The sequence below is a fragment of the Halothiobacillus sp. DCM-1 genome (assembly GCF_045689735.1).
GTDB lineage: Bacteria > Pseudomonadota > Gammaproteobacteria > Halothiobacillales > Halothiobacillaceae > Halothiobacillus.
Genome location: NZ_CP142685.1, coordinates 907,030 through 929,774, shown reverse-complemented (window position 1 = coordinate 929,774; position 22,745 = coordinate 907,030). Strand labels below are relative to the sequence as shown.

At 57.2% G+C, this 22,745-nt stretch carries 21 protein-coding genes and 2 tRNA genes; 15 read left to right on the top strand and 8 right to left on the bottom strand.

All coding sequences use genetic code 11. The features are described 5' to 3' along the window. Positions 1–3 precede the first annotated feature (3 nt). Both VOI35_RS04375 and VOI35_RS04370 read left to right on the top strand, forming a co-directional pair. A complete protein-coding gene (locus VOI35_RS04375) occupies positions 4–1,800 on the top strand; it encodes a VWA domain-containing protein (RefSeq protein ID WP_407276668.1) in 1,797 nt (598 codons plus the stop codon). Then, complete coding sequence (locus VOI35_RS04370; protein ID WP_407276667.1) at positions 1,797–2,972, top strand: hypothetical protein; 1,176 nt, start codon at positions 1,797–1,799, stop codon at positions 2,970–2,972. The genes VOI35_RS04375 and VOI35_RS04370 overlap by 4 nt, the downstream gene beginning before the upstream one ends. Before the next feature lie 115 nt (positions 2,973–3,087). Here VOI35_RS04370 and ispF read toward each other — a convergent pair whose 3' ends face one another. Then, complete coding sequence (ispF, locus tag VOI35_RS04365) at positions 3,088–3,609, bottom strand: 2-C-methyl-D-erythritol 2,4-cyclodiphosphate synthase (protein WP_407276666.1); 522 nt, start codon at positions 3,607–3,609, stop codon at positions 3,088–3,090. Between the two features lie 160 nt (positions 3,610–3,769). On the opposite strand from ispF, the gene VOI35_RS04360 reads away from it, so the two are divergent. The 6 genes from VOI35_RS04360 (at position 3,770) to efp (ending at position 10,576) form a co-directional block, all read left to right on the top strand. After that, a complete protein-coding gene (locus tag VOI35_RS04360; RefSeq protein WP_407276665.1) occupies positions 3,770–6,031 on the top strand; it encodes an Orn/Lys/Arg decarboxylase N-terminal domain-containing protein in 2,262 nt (753 codons plus the stop codon). Next, a complete protein-coding gene (gene galE, locus VOI35_RS04355; protein ID WP_407276664.1) occupies positions 6,031–7,008 on the top strand; it encodes a UDP-glucose 4-epimerase GalE in 978 nt (325 codons plus the stop codon). Before VOI35_RS04360 ends, galE begins: the two co-directional genes overlap by 1 nt. 127 nt (positions 7,009–7,135) lie before the next feature. Then, positions 7,136–8,536 (top strand): diguanylate cyclase, encoded by a 1,401-nt coding sequence (locus VOI35_RS04350; RefSeq protein ID WP_407276663.1) that lies wholly within the window; start codon positions 7,136–7,138, stop codon positions 8,534–8,536. 180 nt (positions 8,537–8,716) lie between these two features. Next, positions 8,717–8,802: transfer RNA gene (locus VOI35_RS04345), tRNA-Leu, on the top strand. A 250-nt stretch (positions 8,803–9,052) separates the two neighbouring features. Beyond that, positions 9,053–9,769: a cupin domain-containing protein gene (locus tag VOI35_RS04340; RefSeq protein ID WP_407276662.1), complete on the top strand. Its 717-nt coding sequence runs from the start codon at positions 9,053–9,055 to the stop codon at positions 9,767–9,769. A 243-nt stretch (positions 9,770–10,012) separates the two neighbouring features. Then, positions 10,013–10,576 carry an elongation factor P gene (efp, locus tag VOI35_RS04335; RefSeq protein WP_407276661.1) on the top strand — a complete coding sequence of 188 codons (564 nt, stop codon included), beginning with the start codon at positions 10,013–10,015 and terminating at the stop codon, positions 10,574–10,576. Positions 10,577–10,716: 140 nt separating this feature from the next. Here efp and VOI35_RS04330 read toward each other — a convergent pair. The 6 genes from VOI35_RS04330 to VOI35_RS04305 form a co-directional block, all read right to left on the bottom strand. After that, positions 10,717–10,793: transfer RNA gene (locus tag VOI35_RS04330), tRNA-Met, on the bottom strand. Between the two features lie 72 nt (positions 10,794–10,865). Beyond that, on the bottom strand, positions 10,866–12,164 hold the full coding sequence (locus tag VOI35_RS04325) for a replication-associated recombination protein A (RefSeq protein WP_407276660.1): 1,299 nt from the start codon (positions 12,162–12,164) through the stop codon (positions 10,866–10,868). 34 nt (positions 12,165–12,198) lie between these two features. Beyond that, positions 12,199–12,879, bottom strand: a complete 681-nt coding sequence (gene lolA, locus VOI35_RS04320) for an outer membrane lipoprotein chaperone LolA (protein WP_407276659.1) — start codon at positions 12,877–12,879, stop codon at positions 12,199–12,201. Positions 12,880–13,074: 195 nt separating this feature from the next. Beyond that, complete coding sequence (locus tag VOI35_RS04315; RefSeq protein ID WP_407276658.1) at positions 13,075–15,453, bottom strand: DNA translocase FtsK; 2,379 nt, start codon at positions 15,451–15,453, stop codon at positions 13,075–13,077. A gap of 114 nt (positions 15,454–15,567) precedes the next feature. Further along, a complete protein-coding gene (locus VOI35_RS04310; protein WP_407276657.1) occupies positions 15,568–16,062 on the bottom strand; it encodes a stringent starvation protein B in 495 nt (164 codons plus the stop codon). A 153-nt stretch (positions 16,063–16,215) separates the two neighbouring features. Further along, positions 16,216–16,845 (bottom strand): glutathione S-transferase N-terminal domain-containing protein, encoded by a 630-nt coding sequence (locus VOI35_RS04305; protein ID WP_407276656.1) that lies wholly within the window; start codon positions 16,843–16,845, stop codon positions 16,216–16,218. Between the two features lie 177 nt (positions 16,846–17,022). Here VOI35_RS04305 and VOI35_RS04300 point away from each other — a divergent pair, with 177 nt between their 5' ends. The 6 genes from VOI35_RS04300 to VOI35_RS04275 all read left to right on the top strand — a co-directional run bounded on the left by VOI35_RS04300 (position 17,023) and on the right by VOI35_RS04275 (position 21,048). Continuing rightward, positions 17,023–18,291 (top strand): MgtC/SapB family protein, encoded by a 1,269-nt coding sequence (locus tag VOI35_RS04300; protein WP_407276655.1) that lies wholly within the window; start codon positions 17,023–17,025, stop codon positions 18,289–18,291. Between the two features lie 78 nt (positions 18,292–18,369). Then, complete coding sequence (gene minD / locus VOI35_RS04295) at positions 18,370–19,185, top strand: septum site-determining protein MinD (RefSeq protein WP_407276654.1); 816 nt, start codon at positions 18,370–18,372, stop codon at positions 19,183–19,185. Positions 19,186–19,188: 3 nt separating this feature from the next. Then, entirely contained in the window at positions 19,189–19,470 is a 282-nt protein-coding gene (gene minE / locus VOI35_RS04290) for a cell division topological specificity factor MinE (protein ID WP_407276653.1), read from the top strand. A gap of 136 nt (positions 19,471–19,606) precedes the next feature. Next, a complete protein-coding gene (locus VOI35_RS04285; protein ID WP_407276652.1) occupies positions 19,607–20,161 on the top strand; it encodes a YeeE/YedE thiosulfate transporter family protein in 555 nt (184 codons plus the stop codon). After that, positions 20,158–20,628, top strand: coding sequence for a DUF6691 family protein (locus VOI35_RS04280; RefSeq protein ID WP_407276651.1), 471 nt, complete (start codon positions 20,158–20,160; stop codon positions 20,626–20,628). Before VOI35_RS04285 ends, VOI35_RS04280 begins: the two co-directional genes overlap by 4 nt. Before the next feature lie 6 nt (positions 20,629–20,634). Continuing rightward, positions 20,635–21,048, top strand: a complete 414-nt coding sequence (locus tag VOI35_RS04275) for an RNA-binding S4 domain-containing protein (protein ID WP_407276650.1) — start codon at positions 20,635–20,637, stop codon at positions 21,046–21,048. 353 nt (positions 21,049–21,401) lie between these two features. Here the strand turns inward: VOI35_RS04275 and VOI35_RS04270 are convergent, their stop codons facing one another. Next, a complete protein-coding gene (locus VOI35_RS04270) occupies positions 21,402–22,154 on the bottom strand; it encodes a dienelactone hydrolase family protein (protein WP_407276649.1) in 753 nt (250 codons plus the stop codon). Between the two features lie 237 nt (positions 22,155–22,391). On the opposite strand from VOI35_RS04270, the gene grxD reads away from it, so the two are divergent. Beyond that, entirely contained in the window at positions 22,392–22,736 is a 345-nt protein-coding gene (gene grxD, locus VOI35_RS04265; RefSeq protein ID WP_407276792.1) for a Grx4 family monothiol glutaredoxin, read from the top strand. Positions 22,737–22,745 lie beyond the last annotated feature (9 nt).

Here is a 22,745-nt window from a genome sequence, read left to right as displayed (position 1 = left end):
TGGATGCCAGCACCCCACCCATCTTCCTGCCTGTCTCGCCGCGTGACCGGCCATCTGCGGCCGCATTGGCTTCTGCTGGTGTGCACCCTGTTTTGGCTGGGTTGTGCCCGCGCGGAAACCCCGCCGGAACTCCATGTTTTAATTGATGTTTCAGGCAGCATGAAGCACACCGATCCGCAGAATTTGCGGCAACCGGCATTACGGCTGCTGGGGGATTTACTCCCGCCGTCGGCCTGGGTGGGCGTCTGGTTTTTTGGCGACAAGGTGACGGCCATGCTGCCGCCCAAACCAGCCGACGCCGCCAGCAAGGCCAGATTACGCGCCATCGCCAACCGAATTCGCTCCAACGAACCGTTCACCGACATTCCCCATGCGCTCAGTGATGCGGCGGCCAAATGGCAAACCGGCACGGACCGCAACATTTTGCTGCTCTCCGATGGCATGGTGGATATTTCGCCCGACCCCGCAATCAACGCCCGCGCGCAACAGGCATTGCTCGATACACTCATTCCCAAACTGCGCGCCGAACGCATTCGCGTCCACACCATCGCTTTATCGAAGGAGGCGGACAGTCAGCTACTGGCCAAAATCGCCGCGGATACTGGCGGCATCTTCGTGGCCGCCGAGTCGGCCGATCAACTGCAGCGCGCTTTCTTGAAGATTTTTGAGGCCGCCGCACCGCGGGACGGTCTGCCGCTCAAGGACAACAAATTCCTGGTTGATCCGTCTGTCAAGGAATTGACGATTCTTGCTTTCCGAGATCAGGCCAACCAGCCCAACCGCTTGAAACGCCCGGACGGACAAATCATTGGCATCGAGCAATCTCGTCAATTACCCGGCTGGCGATGGGATGACAGCGGCGGGCGCGATCTGATTACCATCGAAAATCCCCCGCCGGGTCAGTGGCAGATTATTGGCGCCAAAGACCCGGACAACCGGGCGCTGATCCTGACCGATCTCAAACTCAGGCTGACCGAATTACCCACCCGAATTTATCCCGGCGAGGTCATCGACGGCAATTTGCATCTCACAAATCACGATCAGATCGTCAGCCAGCCCGCGTTGACTCAAGTGATCAAAGCCGAACTCCAAGAAACCCGAGGCAACGAGGTCATTCAGGCCATCCCGCTCAACGATCAGGGCGCAGACCCGGATATTATCGGCGGCGATGGACGATTCAATTATCGATTACATCTTATTGATCCTGTAGGCATTTATAGCCTAGTGGCCACGGCAAAAAGCCCTACTTTTCAACGCGACTGGCGCCAAAATTTTGCCATGGCACCTCAAGCACCGATTCAACTGACCGCACACAGCCAGGCCGCACAGGGAACCGTGCCCGCCAGCCGATCGGTGACGGTTACCCAGGACCCCACCGTCATCGAACCCGGCAAAGCAAGTTTGACGGGGGAATGGCTTTGCCAAAATTCTCCCAACCACACGCCGGCAAAAATCCCCATCAACCTTGTGCTGAGCCAGACTATCCAAACGCTGCCGGCGCCCACGCCGAACGATGTGCCTTGCACCTTGCAGGCCGAACTTCAGGGCACGCTCACCACCGGACGAAGTATCCGGCTTGAGCTGCCTCCCCTGAACCTAGTGGCGCTTGCCGCCGAACAGACCACCGCCACGACCGCGCCTTCCCGTTCGCCCCTGCCGGCGACCCAAGGCGGTATTCAGTGGTGGGGCGTTCTCATCGCCAATCTCATTGCCCTCCCCTTGCTGGGTCTGAGTATCTGGCTTTGGCGGCGGCGGGCGCGTCGCACCATCCAACTGTTGATTCTAGAGGCCAAGACATGACGCTTTCTGCATTCACCGCAGCGTTTCTCTCGCCCACCGGCGCCCTCCTGATGGCCGAACTCGCCGCCGGACTCCTGCTGGTGACACTGGGGGTTCTGATTTTCACCCTGCGCGCGCGAAGCCAACGACTGAACGCGGCGCGCACCCTGCTCGATGATCGGGATGCGCTGGCCAAGGCGGCCACAGAAACCTTTACCGCCCACTGTGCCGCGTTGATCCCGGAGCGGCCACTCACCGACGAAGAGCAAGCCGACTACCGGGAACGCAGTCAGCGCCTGATTGGTCATTGGGTTGAACCCTGGCTGCAGCCGAGCCAAGAGGCCATGGTGCATGCCGTCCGCGAGGTGATGACCGCGCGACACAACGACTTGCATCAAATTGCGGCCATCCTGCGCCAAAGCCAGAAGCCCAGCGCAGCCGCAGAAGAAATTCAGCAACTACACAATGAATTGTCCTTGAGCCGAAAGGCGGAGAGCGAGCGCTCGGCGCAACTGGCCGAAGCCCTGCGCTCAGTCGGCATCATTGTGGGTGAATATGGCCGCAAATTCGGCCTTGAAGGCGATTACCGTGTCCCCCAGATTTTACGGGCACTGCTTTATCTGCAAGCGCTTGATCAGGGCAATTCGGAAGCCAACGCCAAGGCACTGGCGGATGATCAATTGAGCCGTGTCGTCCTGATCACGAATGATGAGCCCGCGCCGGAATCCCCAGCCAACGAACCCAAACCGCCCGCCCCAGCCCTTGAGCAGCCAGCACCTGAACAACCCGTAACCGCAGCGAAACAACCGCCGCAAGAAAGCCCTGACGAAGAAGTGATCGCCGATCTATCCGATACGCCTTCTGTGGACGACATTCTAGCCAGCATTCAACCCAGCCCAGCGTCTGCCACCGCAGCGAAAACACCGACGGCAACACCCGCAACATCCGCCTTGGATGCAGGCAAAGAATCCGTCCTGCCCGAACCCGACGAACAGGGGATGATCAACCTGGATGAAATCCCGCTGCCAGAAAAACCGACGGCCAATTCCAGTGTCGAAAATCTGAATTTCGACGATATTGATGCGCTCCTCGAAGCCGAGATCAACCGTCAGGCAGCGCAAAAGGCCGCACCGAAGGCCACCAAACTGCCGGGTCTGGAGGATGATGAATTCGACCTGAGCAAAAAACCTTAATATGATTAAAAATCAATTTGTTAAAAATCAATCGCGTTGAATCCCTCTCCCCCGAACGGGAAAAGCGGATTGAACAGCACCGCCACAAGGTCAACCGGATGCGGCTGATCGAGGCTCAAACCGGATGAACCGGGGCACAGGCGGTCAACAAAGCCACCGCCTCGGCCGCAATCCCCTCCCCTCGACCGGTGAACCCCAAACGCTCACTCGTCGTCGCCTTAATATTCAGCTGAGCCATGTCCACCCCCAGCACCGTCGCCAAACGGGCGCGCATGGCGGGAATATGCGGTGCGAGACGCGGCGCCTCGGCAATCACTGTCATATCCGCGTTCACCAATTGCCAGCCCGCGTCCGCGATTTTTTGACGCACTTCGGCCAGTAAGCGTGTACTGTCGATGCCCCGATACGCGGCATCCGTATCGGGGAAATGCCGCCCGATGTCGCCCAATCCAGCCGCACCCAGTAACGCATCGCACAAGGCGTGAATCAATACATCGCCATCGGAATGCGCCTTGAACGCCCGATCAAATGGAATCGTCACACCACCGATGACGATCTGGTTGCCCGGCATGAACGCATGCACATCAAAGCCATGACCCACACGAAACGGCACGACCGAAGTCTCCGAACCACTCATCTCCCACCCATCCAACTTACTGCACCGAGTCGTCACTATAACCCGATGCCGAACCACAAGGCACCGCGCGTCATCCAAAGTACATAGAAGCCTGGCGTGCTTGCGCTAGAATGCGCGGGCGCCGTTGCACCCCAGATTGCCCACGACACAGGATAAGCCCATGCTGTTTCGCTTCCCGATCGTCATCATTGACGAAGATTTCCGCTCTGAAAATGCGTCAGGTCTGGGCGTGCGCGCCCTCGCCGATGCGATCCGCGCCGAGGGCGAAGAGGTGCTGGGCGTTACCAGCTATGTCGATCTGGCTTCGTTCGCCCAACAGCAAAGCCGCGTGTCCGCCTTTATCGTGTCGATTGATGACGAAGAATTCAGCGCAGTGCAGGACGATGGCTCCAGCGAGTTACCGGTCATCGCCCAACTGCGTAAATTCATTCGGGAAATCCGTTTCCGCAATGCCGATATCCCGATTTTCCTCTATGGCGAAACGCGCACGAGCCGCCACCTGCCAAACGAGGTGCTCAAAGAGCTGCACGGCTTCATCCACATGTTTGAAGATACGCCGGAGTTCGTCGCCCGGCATGTCATCCGCGAAGCCCGCGCCTACCTGAACTCACTCGCCCCGCCATTTTTTCACGCCCTGACCGGCTACGCGGCCGATGGCTCGTATTCCTGGCACTGCCCCGGTCACTCCGGTGGAGTTGCCTTCCTGAAAAGCCCGGTCGGGCAAATGTTTCATCAATTTTTCGGTGAAAACCTGCTGCGCGCCGATGTGTGCAACGCGGTCGATGAATTAGGTCAACTGCTGGATCATACCGGGCCCGTGGCGGCGTCTGAACGCAATGCCGCCCGCATTTTCAATGCGGATCACCTCTTTTTCGTCACCAATGGCACCTCGACCAGTAACCGGATGGTCTGGAACTCGAATGTCGCGCCGGGGGATATTGTCGTCGTTGACCGGAATTGCCATAAATCCATCCTGCATTCGATTATCCTGACCGGCGCCATTCCAGTCTTCTTAATGCCGACACGGAACCACTACGGCATTATTGGCCCCATTCCAAAAAGCGAATTTTCGTTTGAGAATATCCAGAAGAAAATCGCAGCCCATCCCTTCGCCCATCTCGCCGAAGATAAAACTCCAAAGATTCTGACGATCACTCAATCCACCTATGATGGCATTATTTATAATGTCGAAGAAATCAAAGAGGAATTAGACGGCCTCGTAGAAAATCTCCATTTCGATGAAGCCTGGTTGCCGCATGCAGCATTCCATGATTTCTATGGTGATTATCACGCAATTGGTGCAGATCGTCCGCGTTGCCAAAAATCCGTGATCTATTCCACGCAATCCACACACAAACTGCTGGCGGGATTATCTCAAGCCTCTCAAGTTCTGGTGCAAGACTGCGTGGAATCCCGCTTTGACCGGGATGTTTTCAACGAAGCATATTTGATGCACTCCTCCACTTCACCTCAATACGCGATTATCGCCTCCTGTGATGTCGCCGCCGCGATGATGGAACCGCCCGGCGGCACCGCGCTGGTGGAAGAATCGATTCTTGAAGCGCTGGATTTCCGCCGCGCGATGCGCAAAGTCGATGCCGAATATGGGGATGACTGGTGGTTCAAGGTCTGGGGGCCTGAGAACCTTGCCGACGAAGGCATCGGCACCCGCGATGACTGGATGATCCGGGCGCAGGACGATTGGCACGGCTTCGAGCATATGACCGATGGTTTCAATATGCTCGACCCGATCAAGGCCACCCTGATTACCCCGGGTCTCAATCTGAATGGGGATTTTCACGAAACCGGTATTCCCGCCGCCGTGGTAACGAAATACCTGGCCGAGCACGGGGTTGTGGTAGAAAAAACCGGCTTATATAGTTTTTTCATCATGTTCACCATCGGCATTACCAAAGGCCGCTGGAATACCCTGCTGACGGCCTTGCAGCAATTCAAAGATGAATATACAAAAAATCAACCATTATGGCGGATTTTACCGGAATTCGTTGCCAAACATCCGCGTTACGAGCGGATTGGCTTGCGCGATCTCTGCCAGCAATTACATAATCTTTATAAACAAAATGATGTCGCCCGATTAACTACCGAAATGTATCTATCCAGCATGGAACCGGCGATGCGGCCCGCCGATGCCTGGGCAAAAATGGCGAGAAAACAAATCGACCGCGTGCCGATTGACGAACTGGAAGGGCGAATTACTGCTTCGTTAGTCACACCCTATCCGCCGGGAATCCCGTTGCTTATTCCTGGTGAACGGTTTAATAAAACCATTGTGGATTACCTGAAATTCGTGCGGGAATTCAATAAACACTTACCGGGATTCGAGACTGATGTGCATGGCCTGGTCGCCGAGGAAACCGAGCACGGCAAACGCTATTTTGTCGACTGCGTTCGGGACGACTAATGGCTGATTTGCTCGTCGTTGGGGGAGCCGGTTATATCGGTTCCCACATGGTGAAATGGCTGGCGGATGCCGGCCACCGCGTGGTGGTGTTCGATAATCTCTCCACCGGCCATGCCGATGCCGCACGGTTCGGCGCGCTCGTCGTGGGCGATCTCGCCAATCCAGATCAACTGCGCGCCCTGTTCGCGGCGCACCGTTTCGATGCAGTGCTGCATCTCGCTGCAGCCAGTTTGGTTACTGAATCCGTTCAGAACCCCGCCAAGTACTACCGCAATAATGTCAGCAACACGCTGAATTTGCTGGATGCCATGCGGGAACACGGCGTGATGAAGCTGGTATTTTCTTCCACGGCGGCGATCTATGGCGAGCCCCAAACCGAACGCATCCGGGAAGACCATCCCCAGCGCCCCATCAATCCCTACGGGCGCAGCAAATGGATGGTGGAACAAATTCTGGCGGACTACGACACCGCCTATGGCATCCACTCCGTCTGCCTGCGATATTTCAATGCGGCGGGCGCCGAACCGGACGGTCTCTTGGGTGAACGGCATCAACCGGAAACGCACCTCATCCCACTGGTACTGCAGGCAGCCAGTGGGCGCCGACCGCACATCACCGTCTTTGGCCGCGACTACGATACTCCGGATGGCAGTTGCCTGCGCGATTACATCCATGTGCAGGATTTGTGTTCAGCCCATGCTTTGGCGCTGGATTTCCTGACCCGAGAACAACGCAGCACCGCGTTCAACCTGGGCAATGGCGATGGATTTTCCGTACTGGAAGTCATCGAGGTCGCACGATCCGTCACTGGACACGAAATTCCTGTGATGTATGCAGAACGGCGCAGTGGTGATCCCGCCCGATTAATTGCGGACGCCAGCCGCGCTCATCAGCTTCTGGGCTGGCAACCGCGCTACCCCAACTTGGCTGATCTCATTGCCCACGCCTGGCAATTTGAACAGCAGCAAGCGGCATGATCACCCATTCAAAAAAACCCATCAAAAACCATAAACAAACCACACAATGCCGAAAAAAGTATGGAACGCGCCAGCCCTGCGCTTCCAATAAAATGCCACATTTATGATTAACACCGGATGATTGAGAATGGATTTTCTGCGACTGGATTTTTCAAGACATATTTTCCGCGCGCTGGCTTGGGGCATGGTCACCCTGGGCTTGGCGATGGGGGCACTCTTCCCCCTGTTCATTCTGGTGTTTGGCGTTCCACAGGACATCGCGTTTTCCCGCAGCTTTATCATCTCCACCCTGATTGCCGGATTCGTGGTGGGCAACCTGAATTTTTTGCTGGCGAGCCGAATCGTCCGCCCCCGCTTGACCCGGTTGGCGGAGCGCATGCAGCATGTGCGTAATGCCATGCAAAGGGCGACCTTTTCCGGCGACTGGAGTGCCTGCGACCCGGCCGATTGCCGGCTTGAAGAGCGCGATGAAGATGAGATCGGCGCGGTGGCCAAAAGCTATAACGCACTGCTTTATGCCTTGCATGACGCCCACCGTATCGAAGATCGAATCCGTAATTTCACCGCCACCCTATCCAGCAAACTGGATCTGAGCGAACTCGGTGATCAGGCGCTCAGGCTCTTAATGGATCTCAGCAACGCCCAAGGCGGCGCACTAATTCTGGAACGGCAAGGCGAATGGCACCTACTCGCCAGCCATGGTTTGACATCCCCCGCACAAATTCTGGAAAGTCCCGCGTTCCACACCCTGCGCGAATCCCCGAAGCAAACCCGAATGAGCCTACCGCCCGAAGTGAGTGTCGATGCAATTCTGGCTCAGTTCAAGCCGTCCGATGTATTGCTCACCCCCATCTTGAACCACGGCCTGACGCTCGGTTGGTGTGTCCTGGCGTCGGCCACGCCCTTCGCAGAAGAAACCCCGCGCATCATGCCGTTACTCATGAACGGCTTAGGGCTCGCTCTCAACAACGCCTTGCTGCACGATGACCTGCAGCGCGTGGCCGCGCTTGATCCCCTGACTGGTATTTACAACCGCCGCTTTGGCTTCAAGCGTCTCGAAGAAGAACTATCCCGCGCAGAGCGGAACCAATCTCCGCTGGCCGCAATGATCTTCGATCTCGATCACTTCAAACGCGTCAACGATACCTTCGGCCACCTGGCGGGTGACCGCGTACTCATTCGCGCCGCACAACTGGCGCGAGATCTACTGCGCGAAGGGGATGTCATCCTTCGTTACGGCGGCGAAGAGTTTGTAATCGTATTGCCAGGAGCCGGGCTGCAAGACGCCCGCAATGTCGCGGAACGCGTCCGTTTTGCCATCAGCCAGGCAGAATTCCCGATTGGCGGGGATCAAAGCTTGAAAGTCACCGCCAGCATTGGCGTCTGCGCCACCAATGGTAAACAACCCATCAGCGCAGAAGCGCTGATCAATGCCGCCGACCAACGCCTCTACGCGGCCAAAGCCTCGGGTCGAAACCGAGTCATCGCCGATGAATCTCTGCAGGAAAACACCCCCTCCGCACATTAACTGCTCATTTAAGAAGGGAATGCCCTGCTCTTTTAGCTTGGCTCGCAGCACTGCTCGCCCCTTCCGCATTCATAAATCAAAAAGTTAGCGTTTTCTTCTTCCTGCCCACCATTCATCGCTGGCGCCCACGGGGCATTTACGCTATCAGTGGCACACAAAATCCGGTAGAATCCGCGCCGCGCCCGAGTGGTGAAACTGGTAGACACAAGGGACTTAAAATCCCTCGGACTTAACCGTCCGTGCCGGTTCGATTCCGGCCTCGGGCACTCTCCTTAATTTTTCAGGAAATTTCACCTCATGAGAAAACCCCCTGAAACCCGCATTCTGGCGGGTTTTTTCTTTGGTTCCTCTCTGATTGCTTCAACGCTCTCCCCTCGCCGGATTTCACCTGCTGCGCGAAAAATTACGCATCTGACTACGCACGGAATGGCTAGTGCGTAATTCATCACTCCGGCTTTCGCCGCGCGTGTAATGTTCTATGCTCAAGCGTTCAACGCCACAGAGAGCCTTTTGCGTATGACCGAGTTTCCGCTGACCCCACTGCACCCTGACCTGAGCCAACGCGCATTTGTGGACACCACGAAGTTACCTTGGGTTGCATCCCCGGAGCCCACGGTTGAACGCAAATTGATCGAACGGGCAGGCGGGGATGGAACCCGCGCAACCAGTTTGGTCAAATTTGCACCCGGGGCGAATTTTCCAGTTCACACCCATCACGGCGGTGAGGAATTTCTGGTGCTCGACGGCACATTCTGCGACGAGCAAGGCTGCTATCCAAAAGGCAGTTATGTGCTCAATCCACCCGATTCGATCCACGCGCCTTTTTCGCCCGAAGGCTGCACGATCTTCGTCAAATTGCATCATTTACCGCAAGAATCGTTGCAACGCATTGTGGTGGATAGCCTGACGACTCAATGGCTACCCGGTTTGGTGGATGGCCTCGAAGTATTACCACTTTCGGATATTAACGAACAACACACGGCGCTGGTGCGCTGGAAACCCCATACGCACTTCAAGCCCCACCATCACCTTGGCGGCGAGGAAATTTTTGTGCTGGAAGGCGAATTTTGTGATGAAACCGGCCGCTACCCGGCGGGCTCGTGGTTGCGGAGTCCCCACTGGAGCAAACACACCCCCTACACCGAATCAGGTTGTACGATTTTCGTCAAAACTGGGCATTTGCCCATCCCCGAATCCTGGTTCGCCGCACACCCGATCAGCTCAGCCTGCTGAGTAATCACCGGAGAAATCCAGCACTCGCGTCTGGCGGCAACCCAACAGAAGCTGAGTGGGCGGGTTTAGTCTGTGCTAACCGCACGGTGACCAGATCAAGGCAATCAATCCATGCCAAGGCTGACCGTGATGGCTCTCGGTAACCGGCAAGCCGCAGCCGCTGAAAATTACGGGTAAAACAGGTACAATCGGCAACCTTTTTTTAACGCCCTCAGCGGCCCCTTTGTTCTTCAGGAAAGTTCGATGAAAACCGCACAAGAGTTTCGCGCCGGTAATGTGATCATGATCGGCAATGATCCCATGGTCATCCTCAAGGCCGAGTTCAACAAATCCGGCCGGAATGCGGCCGTCGTGAAAATGAAACTCAAAAATCTTTTGAGTGGCACCAGTACCGAAAGCGTCTTCAAGGCAGATGACAAATTCGACCAGGTCATTTTGGACAAAAAAGAATGTACTTACAGCTATTTCGCTGATCCGCTGTATGTTTTCATGGACAGCGAGTTCAATTCCTACGAAGTGGAAGCGGAAAACATGGGAGACACCATCCAGTATCTCGTCGATGGCATGGATGATGTCTGCGAAGTGGTGTTCTACAACGAAAAACCCATCTCCGTAGAACTACCCACCATTATCGTGCGCGAAATCGCCTATACCGAACCCGCCGCGCGGGGGGATACCTCCGGCAAAGTGATGAAAGCAGCCAAACTGACCAACGGCCACGAAATTCAGGTGGCTGCCTTCATCGAAATTGGCGAAAAAGTCGAGATCGATACCCGCACCGGCGAATTCCGCAAACGCGCGACCTGATCCTCGATTCGCGCTGCGCCATGACATGATTCGCCGCCCGCATGGGCGGCTTTTTTATGCTGGGCCTGCGTGCGGTCATCAATCCCAAATCAAAAATCATGGGCAAATAAAAAACGCCGGAAATCCGGCGTTTTTTTGATTGGTTGCGGGAGCAGGATTTGAACCTGCGACCTTCGGGTTATGAGCCCGACGAGCTACCGAGCTGCTCCATCCCGCGTCAGTAGGGTGCGAATACTACGCGGCTCTTTACGGGCTGTCAATCGAATCCGACTAAATTTTAGAACCTTCTTCATCCCGCCTCGTCATCCCACTTCTTCAGCAGGTTTATCTTTTCAGCAATCTTAATTTCCAACCCTCTTGGTGCTGGCTGATACCACCCAGGCTCTTGCATTCCATCCGGCAGATAGGTTTCACCAGCGGCATAGGCATTGGGTTCATCATGGGCATACCGGTAGGCATGTCCATGACCGAGTTCCTTCATCAAGGCCGTCGGCGCATTGCGCAGATGCAGCGGTACTTCCCGGCTTTTGTCCTGCCGCACAAAGGCCTTCGCCTGGTTGTACGCGACATAACCCGCATTGCTTTTCGCCGCCACGGCGAGATAAATCACCGCTTGCGCCAAGGCGAGTTCCCCTTCCGGGCTCCCGAGTCGCTCATAGGTCGTGGCTGCATCGTTAGCGATCTGCAAGGCGCGTGGATCGGCCAAACCAATGTCTTCCCAGGCCATACGCACAATCCGCCGGGCGAGGTAGCGGGGATCCGCCCCGCCATCGAGCATGCGCGTGAGCCAGTACAGCGCGGCATCCGGATGCGAGCCGCGCACCGATTTATGCAGTGCGGAAATTTGATCGTAGAAATGATCTCCGCCCTTGTCGAACCGGCGATGATTGAGTTGCAGGGTTTGCGTGACAAACTCAGCATCCACCGCGATCACCCCGGCCGTTGCTGCCGCCTGCGCGCAGTGCTCGAACAGATTTAGCAAACGGCGGGCATCCCCATCGGCGTAACCGATCAGCGCATCGATGGCGGCAGGCGTCGGCTGCCAGTCGGACTCAGCCAGCGACAACGCCCGTTCGACCAGTTGGCGCAACTCCGCATCGTTCAGCGACTGCAGCACATAGACTTGAGCCCGCGACAACAGCGCCGAATTGAGTTCGAACGACGGGTTTTCGGTGGTTGCACCCACCAGGGTCACCAAGCCATTTTCCGCGTAGGGCAGCAAAGCATCCTGTTGCGACTTGTTGAAGCGGTGGATTTCATCAATGAACAAAATGGTTTTTTGGCCTTGGCTCAGGTGCAGTTCAGCCTGTTCCATCGCCGCGCGAATGTCCTTCACCCCGGAAAACACCGCAGAAAGCGCAATGAATGCGCAATCGAATGCGGTGGCCATCAATCGGGCGAGCGTAGTTTTGCCCACGCCCGGCGGCCCCCACAGAATCATCGAATGCAATCGACCCGAATCAAACGCCACCCGCAAGGGTTTGCCCGGCGCCAGTAAATGCGACTGGCCGATGACTTCATCAAGGCACTTGGGGCGCAAGCGCTCAGCCAACGGCGGCTGTGGTGCCTGGGAGAAAAGATCGGTCACAAACGCAAAACTCGTGGGCTGAAGGGGGGCACGCTTACGGCGCCGAATTTTTTACCACATCGACACCCGCCGGTGGCGTGAAATCGAAACGCGAGGCATCCACCGGCTGATTGATCTTGCGCTCGCTAAACTGCACCGTGGTGCGGTTGCCGAGTTTGTCGGTAAAGACCATCGCCTTGATCCCGCGCGTATCCATGCCGACCTGCAACTGGGTGAAATCACCGGAGGGATTGCGCTCAGTCAGCGAGAACCAGCTCAATCCATCGTTTGCACCTTGCGGCGTGATCAGGAAAGCCGCCTCCAGGGGACGGCCCCCCAGAAAAATCCCGATCGGCGCTCCGCGATCCTGCGACAGGTCGTTGATGGTGACCTGCTTCAAATCTGGGTCATAGACCCACAGGGTTCCGTCCCGCGCGATCAGTTTTTGCACATAAGGTGACTGATATTCCCAGTAAAACTTCCCGGGGCGCGCCAGCACAAAAGACCCCGTGGAAGCGGGTTGCTTTTGCCCCCGTGCGTTGACCTGCTGCTGAATGAAGTCGGCGGAGAAGGTTTTCAGCGCATGCACGAAATCGGTCAGGCGGCTCACTTCCGCCCGCTGCTCTGCCGATAACAAAGGCGTCGCCTCCGTCGTCGCCGAAGCGACGGGCGACAAAGCCAGCCAGGCCATACCAAAGCAAACCGCCGCCAGACCAACCCGACTTCTCTGCGCCACCCTGTTCATGCGTACCCCATCCATTCGTTAGGGAAGCGCTGATTCAATCAGCGCTTCCTGTTTGGGGCATGAATGCCCCAACGCGGCAACGACAGATGTCGTTGATTCGCGAAGTCCGAAGTCCACCGCGAATTCACTTCGCGGTGAGGCTTGCTGAATAAACCCAGGGATGGATTTATTCAGTATTTATTTACATCAATCCCGGGGCGGCGGTGCCAAAACTTCGCGGGAACCATTGGCTTGTAACTGCCCCACGATCCCGTCTTCTTCCATTTGCTCAACCAGCCGCGCCGCCCGGTTGTATCCAATCTTCAGCCGCCGCTGCACATAGGAAATCGACGCCTTGCGCGATTCCACCACGATCGCAATCGCTTGATCGTAGAGTTCGTCCCCGCTCTCCCCCGCAGCGAGCGGCGGTTTTTCACCGGGCAGGATGACCGAGGCCGAGGACTCTTCCGACAAAATTTCGTCGATGTAGTTCGGCGCACCCAGTGCCTTGAGCGCTTCAACCACGCGATGCACTTCATCATCACTCACAAACGCGCCATGCACCCGCATCGGCAGCCCCGTTCCGGGCGGCAAATACAGCATATCCCCATGCCCCAGCAGACTTTCGGCGCCCATTTGATCGAGGATGGTGCGCGAGTCGATCTTCGAGGACACCTGGAAAGAAATCCGCGTCGGGATATTGGCCTTGATCAGCCCGGTAATCACATCAACCGAGGGGCGCTGCGTCGCCAGAATGAGGTGAATCCCCGCCGCCCGCGCCTTTTGCGCCAGGCGTGCGATCAACTCCTCCACTTTTTTGCCGACCACCATCATCATGTCGGCGAATTCATCCACCACGATCACGATAAATGGCAGCTTTTGCAGTTCTGGCGCGGGCAAATCGGGATCGAATGCCTCTGCCGGGTTGTGGAAGGGGTCACGCAAGGGCGTGCCCCGCGCCGCCGCCGCCGCGATTTTTTCATTGCAACCGGCGAGATTGCGCACCCCCAGCGCCGACATCAACTTATAGCGCCGCTCCATTTCCCCCACCGCCCAACGCAGCGCGTTCGCGGCTTCTTTCATATCGGTGACGACGGGCGCCAGAAGATGGGGAATCCCCTCATAGACCGAGAGCTCCAGCATTTTCGGGTCGATCAGGATCAGCCGGACATCATCTGCGGTCGATTTATACAGCAAGCTTAGAATCATGGCGTTGACGCCGACCGATTTCCCCGATCCGGTCGTCCCCGCCACCAACAGGTGCGGCATGCGCGCCAAATCCGCCGTGATGGGCGCGCCAGCGATATCTTTGCCCAGTGCCATGGTCAAGGGCGAAGTGCTTTCCTGATACACCCGCGACTCAATCAGCTCGCGCAGGGAAATCAACTCGCGCACCTGGTTGGGAATTTCCAGACCGACCGTGGATTTACCGGGAATGACCTCGACGACCCGCACGGAAACGATCGACAACGCCCGCGCCAAATCTTTGGCCAAATTCGAAATCTGGCTGACCTTAACCCCAGGGGCGGGCTGCAACTCAAACCGCGTAATCACGGGGCCGGGCGTCGCAGCCACCACTTCGACGCGCACACCGAATTCTTCCAGCCGCTCCTCGATCAAACGCGACAGATGCGCCAGGATTTCCGACGAATAGCCCGCCTGACGCGCCGGTGCAAAATCCAGCAACTCGGTAATCGGGCGGCCAGCGGCAGTACCGAGCACGGGCTGGGGTGTTGCCGTTTTTTTGGCGACTTTGGCCGGCTTGTTCACGGCACCCAGCCCGGTGGTTCCTGTCGATACCCGCGCAGTCACGGGCGGCTCGCCCACCAGATTTGGCTCGCTCCGTTCCCCAGTCTCCCCGGCCGGAATCTCTGCGGCGGGCACCACCCGCGCCCGCCGTCGGGCAGAGGGCGGCACAAAATCACTCTGCACCGTCGGCACCGACGCCGCAGGCAAGTCGCTCGACGGGGTTTTACGACGGAACAGCCAGGCGCCGCCGCGCTCGATCCCGCGCCCCAGTAGCTCAAATAGACCGAACCAGGACAAGCCAGACACCGCAGTGAACGAGAGCATGACAAAGCCGACCATCAGCACCGTCGCGCCCATCGCCCCCAAGTAACGCACCACGCCGTGCGCCAGCATTTGCCCGACGACTCCGCCCTCGGCGCCCGCCGTGGCAGGGGTCGATATTTCCTGCGCCACCGGATGAATCGCCGCCAGCACGCTCAAGGCCAGCACGCTCAGCAGCACGCCCCCGGTCTGAATGACAAAAAACACATCAAAAAAAATGGGGTCGCGGCGCAAACGCACAAATTGCCGCAATGCAAAAATGATGAGCATGAAGGGCAGCGCGCGTGCACCCGCGCCCAGCAAGAAGTACAACAAATCCGCAATCCAAGCCCCCACCAAGCCGGCCGCATTCTGCGTCGGTTGCCCCGTGCCAGTGGTCGTGAACCCGGGATCGCTACCATGGTAGGTGAATAAGGCCACGGCCAGATATGCAGAGACGACCAGCAAACCGATCAGCACCAGATCGGCCAGCATCCGTTGCGGCTGAAAGAATATTGTTGTTCTGCTGGAGCTCATGTCTCAATAAATCGGATAATATTCAGATGGTTGAAATAAATTTTTCACTAAAAGCATTAAGCCGGATGCAGTCTAACTCAAGACCACACGCCGGCTCAATTCACACAAAGAGGATTATTTGACAATGCGCAGACCCGCTCGCCCACGGGGCGGGGTCGGCGGCTCATCCTCTTCACCCGTTGGCGCACCCGGCTTGGCGGGTTTCCCCCCGGGCTTTCCTTCCCGTTTTTCAGAGGGCGTTTTGTTGGCCAGCGACAGATTCGAAGCCGCGGGCAACTCATCATCAAAAAACTCCTCGTCCGGCTCAGGGGGAAACTGGGCACCGCTGCCCTCGTCCCGATCATAAATGCCCAACACCGCCCGCATCGGCACGAAGATCATCTCGGGTTTTCCGGCAAAGCGCGCTTCAAAACCAACACCCGCCCGATCCATCGAAAAATGCCGCACGGCATTCGGCCCGATGTTCAGGTGAATCTGGCCGTTCTCGACAAAATCAATCGGTACTTTGACGCCGGAGACCGTGGCATCGACCACCAGAATCGGCACATGCCCCTGATCGACCGTCCAGTCATAGAGCGCGCGTACGAGGTATGGGCGTTTACTCAGCATGGCGATCAGGGCACCTCGAAAAACCTACTGCGCAGTTCGATAGCTGTGTCGCGTGCTCGTTCGCACCTCGCCTATCTACTTGATATGTCTCGCTGCTCACTGCGCGGCTCCTTGCTCTCAAACTTGCTCGTAACGGTTTTTTTGAGGTACTCATCAGTAACTGTCGCGCATTTCGCGCTCGACTTCCGTCAAGCTTTGCTGAAAGGTCTGCCGGTCGAACATGCGCTTCATGTACTCCGTGATTGGCTTGGCCGCTGCGCCGGAAATTTCCACGCCATACACCGGCAAACGCCACAAGAGCGCCGACAAGGTCACATCCGTCAAACTGTATTCTTCGCTCATGAAAAATGGCAAATGACCAAAGGCCGGCGCCAACGCCAGCAAGCCTTCACGCAGGGTTTTGCGCGCCCGGGCGACGGTTTTTTCGCCCCGTTCGAATTCCGGCAGCAGGCCATACCAGTCGCGCTCGATCGAATATAAGGCCGTGCGCACTTTGGCACGGCTCACCGGATCAACCGGCATCAAGGGCGGATGCGGGAAGCGCTCATCCAGATATTCCATGATGACCCGGGCATTCGTCAGAACCAAATCCCGATCGGCCAGCACCGGCACCGTGCCTTCGGGCGAGAGGTCATGAAAATCTTCCGGAATTTCGCCGATGGAGATATCGATCACATCGGCCGTCAATTCTTTTTCTGCCAGCACAATGCGGGTACGGTGGCAATCTGGACTTTCCGGATTGGTGAACAAGGTCATCACGGAACGACGGTTCACAGTCGCCATCAGGGCATCTCCTCAAATTGGGTACAGGCGTGATTCAAAAACATTCGACGATACCGGCCGACCGGCTCGATCAATGCCTGTTCATCATAACAAATGCCATCGCTGTCGGCTGCGTTGATCCAACCGCCCGTTTTTCGGCATGATGCAAAACACACAGGCTGCCCCAAGGAGGCTTCGATGCCCGCCCTGCACACGATTTCACCCGAATTACTGGCCTTTGTGGCAACCGCCCTGTTTGGATTCGTCATCGGCCTGGAATGGCACCAGTATCGTCGCAGCAAAGGACATAGCCTCGGCTTTGGCACGACGCGCACCTTCACCCTGATCGCCATTTTTGGTCTGGCGCTCATGTTGGTCGATCCAAGCGGCCGGGCGTATGGCATTGGCCTTGCCATTCTCGGGCTCTGGCTCGCGCTCGATTACTGGCGCCGCCTGCAAGCCCATGATGACCGCCTGTTCGGCGCCGTTTTGGCGCTCATTGTGTACGCCTTCGGTCCGCTGGTGCTCCACGGCCCGCTCTGGCTTCCAATCCTGTTCGTGATTACCACATTGATTCTGCTGGGTGAAAAACCGGTGATTCGCCGATTCTCTGATGCGCTACGGCACGATGAGGCCATGACGCTGGCTAAATTCCTGATCATGGCGGGCGTCATTTTACCCCTGTTGCCCGACCAGCCCATTGCCCCCTTTCTGGCCATCTCGTGGTATCAGGTCTGGCTCGCGGTCATCGTCGTCTCTGGGATTTCCTATTTCAGCTATCTGGCACAAACCTATTTCTTCCCGAATCGCGGCACCATTCTCACCGGCATTCTGGGCGGTTTATATTCGAGCACGGCGGTGACGGTGGTGCTGGGTAAACGCGCCAAATCGTTAGCCCCTTCCGCGGTTCGCCCACTGGCCGCCGCCACGGTGCTGGCCACCTTGATGATGTACTTACGCCTTCTGGCATTGATTGCGACATTGGGGCACACCCAGAGTGCACTGCATTTATTGCTGCCGTTTGGTCTGCTGATCGTCGCCTCGGCCATGATTGCTGGCTGGCTGCTCTGGCACAATCCGGCCTCACCCACGAGTAACAGCCAAGCGACCGAAGCCCCGCCCCATCCGCTGGAATTTTCCACCGCCTTGCTGTTCGCTTTTTTGTTTGTGCTGTTTGCGACCCTGACGCACTTCGTCGTCCAAAGCTATGGCAGTCAGGGGCTGCACCTGCTGGCGTTCATGGTGGGCTTTTCAGATATCGATCCATTTATCCTTTCGCTCTTGGATGGCAAGTTGCAACTCAGCGAGCACGCCCTGGAGAGCGCCATCCTCATCGCCAGCGGCAGCAACAACCTGCTCAAAGCGGCCTACGCCCTTTTGTTATCGCGAAACCGCGGCATGATGCTGGCGGCGGGCTGGCTTACACTCTCTTTCGGCCTGTCACTCGGGTATGTTTTTCTCAGTTGACGCGATTTTCCCACGCGATTTACGCAGGGGTTGTGGCAGAATTCACGGCATCAAACACCCGGTACGAGGAGTGAATCGGTGGCAAAAATCATTGTGGTGACCTCTGGCAAAGGCGGGGTCGGAAAAACCACCACCAGCGCAGCCATTTCCAGTGGCCTGGCGTTGGCTGGGAAGAAAACGGTTGTGATTGATTTCGATGTCGGTCTGCGCAATCTAGATCTGATCATGGGCGTCGAGCGCCGGGTCGTTTATGACCTGGTGAATGTGATCCATCAGGAAGCCGGGCTGAATCAAGCGCTGATCAAGCACAAGGAAGTCGAAAATCTCTTCGTTCTGCCCGCCTCACAAACCAAAGACAAAGATGCGCTCACGGAAGAAGGCGTCAAACGGATACTCGATGAACTCAAAGCTGAAGGGTTCGACTTTATCGTCTGCGACTCACCGGCCGGGATCGAACGAGGGGCGCAGTTGGCCATGTTTTTTGCCGACGAGGCCATCGTGGTTTCCAACCCCGAGGTTTCCTCCGTGCGTGACTCCGATCGGATGCTCGGCATTCTGGCCAGCAAGTCCCTGCGCGCCAAAACGGGCGAGGCGCCGATTCGGGAACACTTGCTCATCACCCGCTACTCGCCCAATCGGGTGGAAGCGGGCGAAATGCTCTCCATCGAAGACATGCTGGAAATTCTCGCCGTCCCCCTCCTGGGCGTGATTCCCGAGTCACCCGCCGTGCTGCAGGCTTCCAACGCTGGGCGACCCGTCATTCTGGACACCAATGCCGACGCCGGCATGGCCTATCAAGATGCCGTCGCGCGTTTGTTAGGGGAAGATCGGCCGATGCGCTTCATCGAGGTCGAGAAAAAATCCCTACTCAGCCGTTTATTTGGCCGGGGGTAAGCTATGGGACTGCTCGATATGTTTCGCGCGCGCAGCAAACCCACCGCGCACTTGGCGAAAGAACGCCTGCAAATCCTGATTGCCCATGAGCGCAACCAGGGCGCTCACGGTGAATCGGATTACCTGCCCCGACTCAAAAACGACCTCCTAGAGGTGATTCGCAAATATGTCGTGGTCGATGATCGCGCCGTGCAAGTTCAAATTGAACGGCATGATGGCATGGATATGCTCGAACTGAACATCACGCTGCCCGAGAAAAAACCCTCCGCCATTGACAAGGATTAACCCTGTTAATCCTGGATTAAATTAATAATCCTGCTCAATGGGGCAATGAAAATGTTTAGCGCGCGCAATCAGCCCGCGCAGGCTACGCTGTGTTCATTCTTTATTCACTCAATCGCTCAAAGGCTGTGTGATACGAATGATGAACACGACAACAACCTGGCTGAATGCACTCTGGCAATCCAGCGATTTACTCTGGCCTGCCTGGGTGGCAGGCGGCGCCATCGGATTGCTGGCATTTGCCCAACGCTGGCTCACCGATCAACCCTTGGGCTGCTCTGCGGCATTTGGCAATGCCTGCGCCCGTCTCGGCAGCCGCCTGCCCTTGTTTCAAAGCAGCGCCCACGCAAAGCACACGGATTGGAAGCTCTGGTTCTTGGGCGGTATTTTTCTGGGCGGATTACTCGCCAGCCTGAGCACCGGGCGTTTTGCCGCGCCAACCGAGTTTGGCAGCTTCTACACTGCGTTGATGCCGCAGGAAACCGCCGCACGCATTCTGTGGTGGCTGTTTGGCGGCATCATGATCGGGCTGGGTTCACGGATGGCGGGCGGCTGCACCTCCGGCCATACCATCAACGGGGTCGCCATGGGTTCCCCCGCCAGTCTGGTGGCTTCCCTGTTCTTTTTTGCGGCGGCGCTGGTCACCGCGCAAGTCGCTCATTGGGTTCTCGCCACCGCTGGAGCGCTGACATGAAACTTCTCTCGCCCTATGCACGCAATGGATTGTTCCTGCTCATCGGCGTCGCCTTCGGATTTTTGCTGAGCCGCGCCGGTGCGACCGATCCCGCCCTGATCGCCCAGCTCCTGCTGCTGCAGAATCTGCACCTGCTCTGGGTCATCGCCAGCGCAATCGTTGTCGGCGGTCTGCTGAATCTTATGGCCAAACACTGGCGCTGGCGCAGCCTGGCAACCGGCGAACCGCTCAATTTCCCGCATAAACCTTTTGTGCGCGGGCTCATTCCGGGCGCCATCGTATTTGGCATCGGCTGGGGTCTGACCGGGGTCTGCCCAGGTACGGCACCGGCCATGCTCGGCGAAGGGCAATGGTTTGTCGCCGTGATCCTGACGGGCATTTTGGCCGGAACCTGGCTGGTGGGCTGGGTTCAGCACGCCTGGCATCAACATCAGCAACGCCGCCTGCAGGGATTACGGCACTCGTAATTCAAGATGGGATTGCAGCAACAAACTGCGGACGCGCTCCACGAGCAACGGATCGACACCTGGTTATGGGCAGCGCGGTTTTTCAAAACCCGCAGCCTCGCAACCGAGGCCATTGCGGGCGGCAGAGTCCTGATCAATGACCTGCCCTGCAAGAAAGCCGGAAAAATCATCCGTCCGGGCGACAGGCTGCAAATCAAGCGGCACGATGAACTTTTCCGGGTCACGGTACTGGCACTGCACCGTCAACGCGGCCCCGCCAGCGTCGCCCAGTCACTCTATCAGGAATCACCAGAGCACCGCGCAGATCGGCTGGCACTTCAGCAAAAACGCCAAGCGGAGCGCGCACAAAACCCGACGCCCTTCCGACCCGATGCGATCACCCGGCAACTCCTGCGCGCCTTGCGCGGCAAGCCGGGTTGACCGGCTCCGGCAAATCCGGCAGCAAATCAGCGCACATAAAAAAAGGCACCCAGACGGGTGCCCAACAATAACAGGAGGAGTCAGACGCTGCCAGACGGGAAGAAGGTCGAGCGACGGGGTAATTCGCAAGAAGCTTCACATCTGGCATCTACCTAACAGCGATAACTGTGCCAACTTGAAATGACAGGCTGATGTCAAACCGATTTTAAATTTACCCAATTAAAAACAGTCGGTTATAAATTCTCCCAGTTCATCGGCCTGAATACTCTGTGCCCAACCCGCGCTATCTGGCAGTGCATCTTCGCGCCAGGGCACGCACCCAGAATGGGCACTCAAAATGGGCGAGCCATCCTTCAGGTCAGTCGCCCAGCAAAGCACTGCTGCAAAAACGCTGCCGCCTTGCCCCAGGAATCGGTAGCCGCGTCGGGGGAATAGACCAGCGGCAAACCAAATTGCGCACCTTTTGCCGTCGCTTGAGGGTTGGTGAAGGCATGCCGGGCGGCAGGATAAGTCGTCACCGCCACGGTGCCCCCCGCCGCGCGCATCTCATCCACCGCTGCCGCCACTGCCTCGTTCGGCACGAACGGATCATTACCCCCAGTAAACAAAGCGATCGGCGTTTTCAGCTGGCCGGATATGGGCGCCAAATTGGCGACGCCCGCATGAAAACCCACCACCCCCGCCAACGGCACCCCCTGCCGAGCCATGCTGAGCGCCACACTGCCGCCAAAGCAGTATCCAATCGCGGCGATTTTCTGCGCATCGACCATGGGCTGTGCTTGCAACGCCTGATAAGCCGCCATGAACCGTGCCTTCAGCTCCGGAAAATCCTGCGTCAAAGCACTGGAAAGCGCCCCCGCTTCGGCCGGCGTATCCGCTTGCTGATGATGGCCATATAAATCTATCGACAGTCCAACATAACCCAACTCAGCCAGTGCCTGCGCGCGCTCATCGGTGAAAGCAGTTCGCCCCCACCACTCATGCACCACCAGCACCGCCGGTCTGGGCGTGGTTAGATCCGCAGGCAAAGCCAGATGGCCATGAAACTCGGTGTTTCCATGACTGTAATACATGGGGTTAGTGGTTATTTCACGCGCTGAACTCATCAAAGCATCTCCTTGGCGTTCAAATTCATTGGGAAAACGAGCGGAAATGGAATAGCACAATTTGCCCGATCCGGCTGGATTATTCATGGCCTGCCGCTACAGACTGACGGCAAGCCACCGCGGACTTTGGGAATCGAAGAAAAGTCTGGCTGGGCACGAACGAATTGGCCGCCGATTACGCCAAAGTCCGACAGGCTGCTAGAATTGATCGGGTCTATTTCTGTCACGAGGTTCACCGTGGACGCACTGGCTCGCATCGATCAATATGTCAAATCCAACCCCGTCATTATTTTCATGAAGGGCACGCCGCAATTTCCCAGCTGCGGATTTTCCAGCCGCGCCGCCGAGGCGCTCAAATCCTGCAATGTTCCGTTCGGATATGTGAATGTGCTGGCCGATCCTGAAGTTTTCGAGAGCCTGCCGAGCTATCGTGACTGGCCGACCTTCCCGCAAATTTATGTCGATGGCGAATTGATCGGCGGCTGCGACATCACCCTGGAAATGCTGGCCAACGGCGAGCTACAACCGATGGTTGAAGCCGCCGTGAAAAAACACGCTGGCAGCCAAGACAGCGCCGAGTAAACCCCGCCC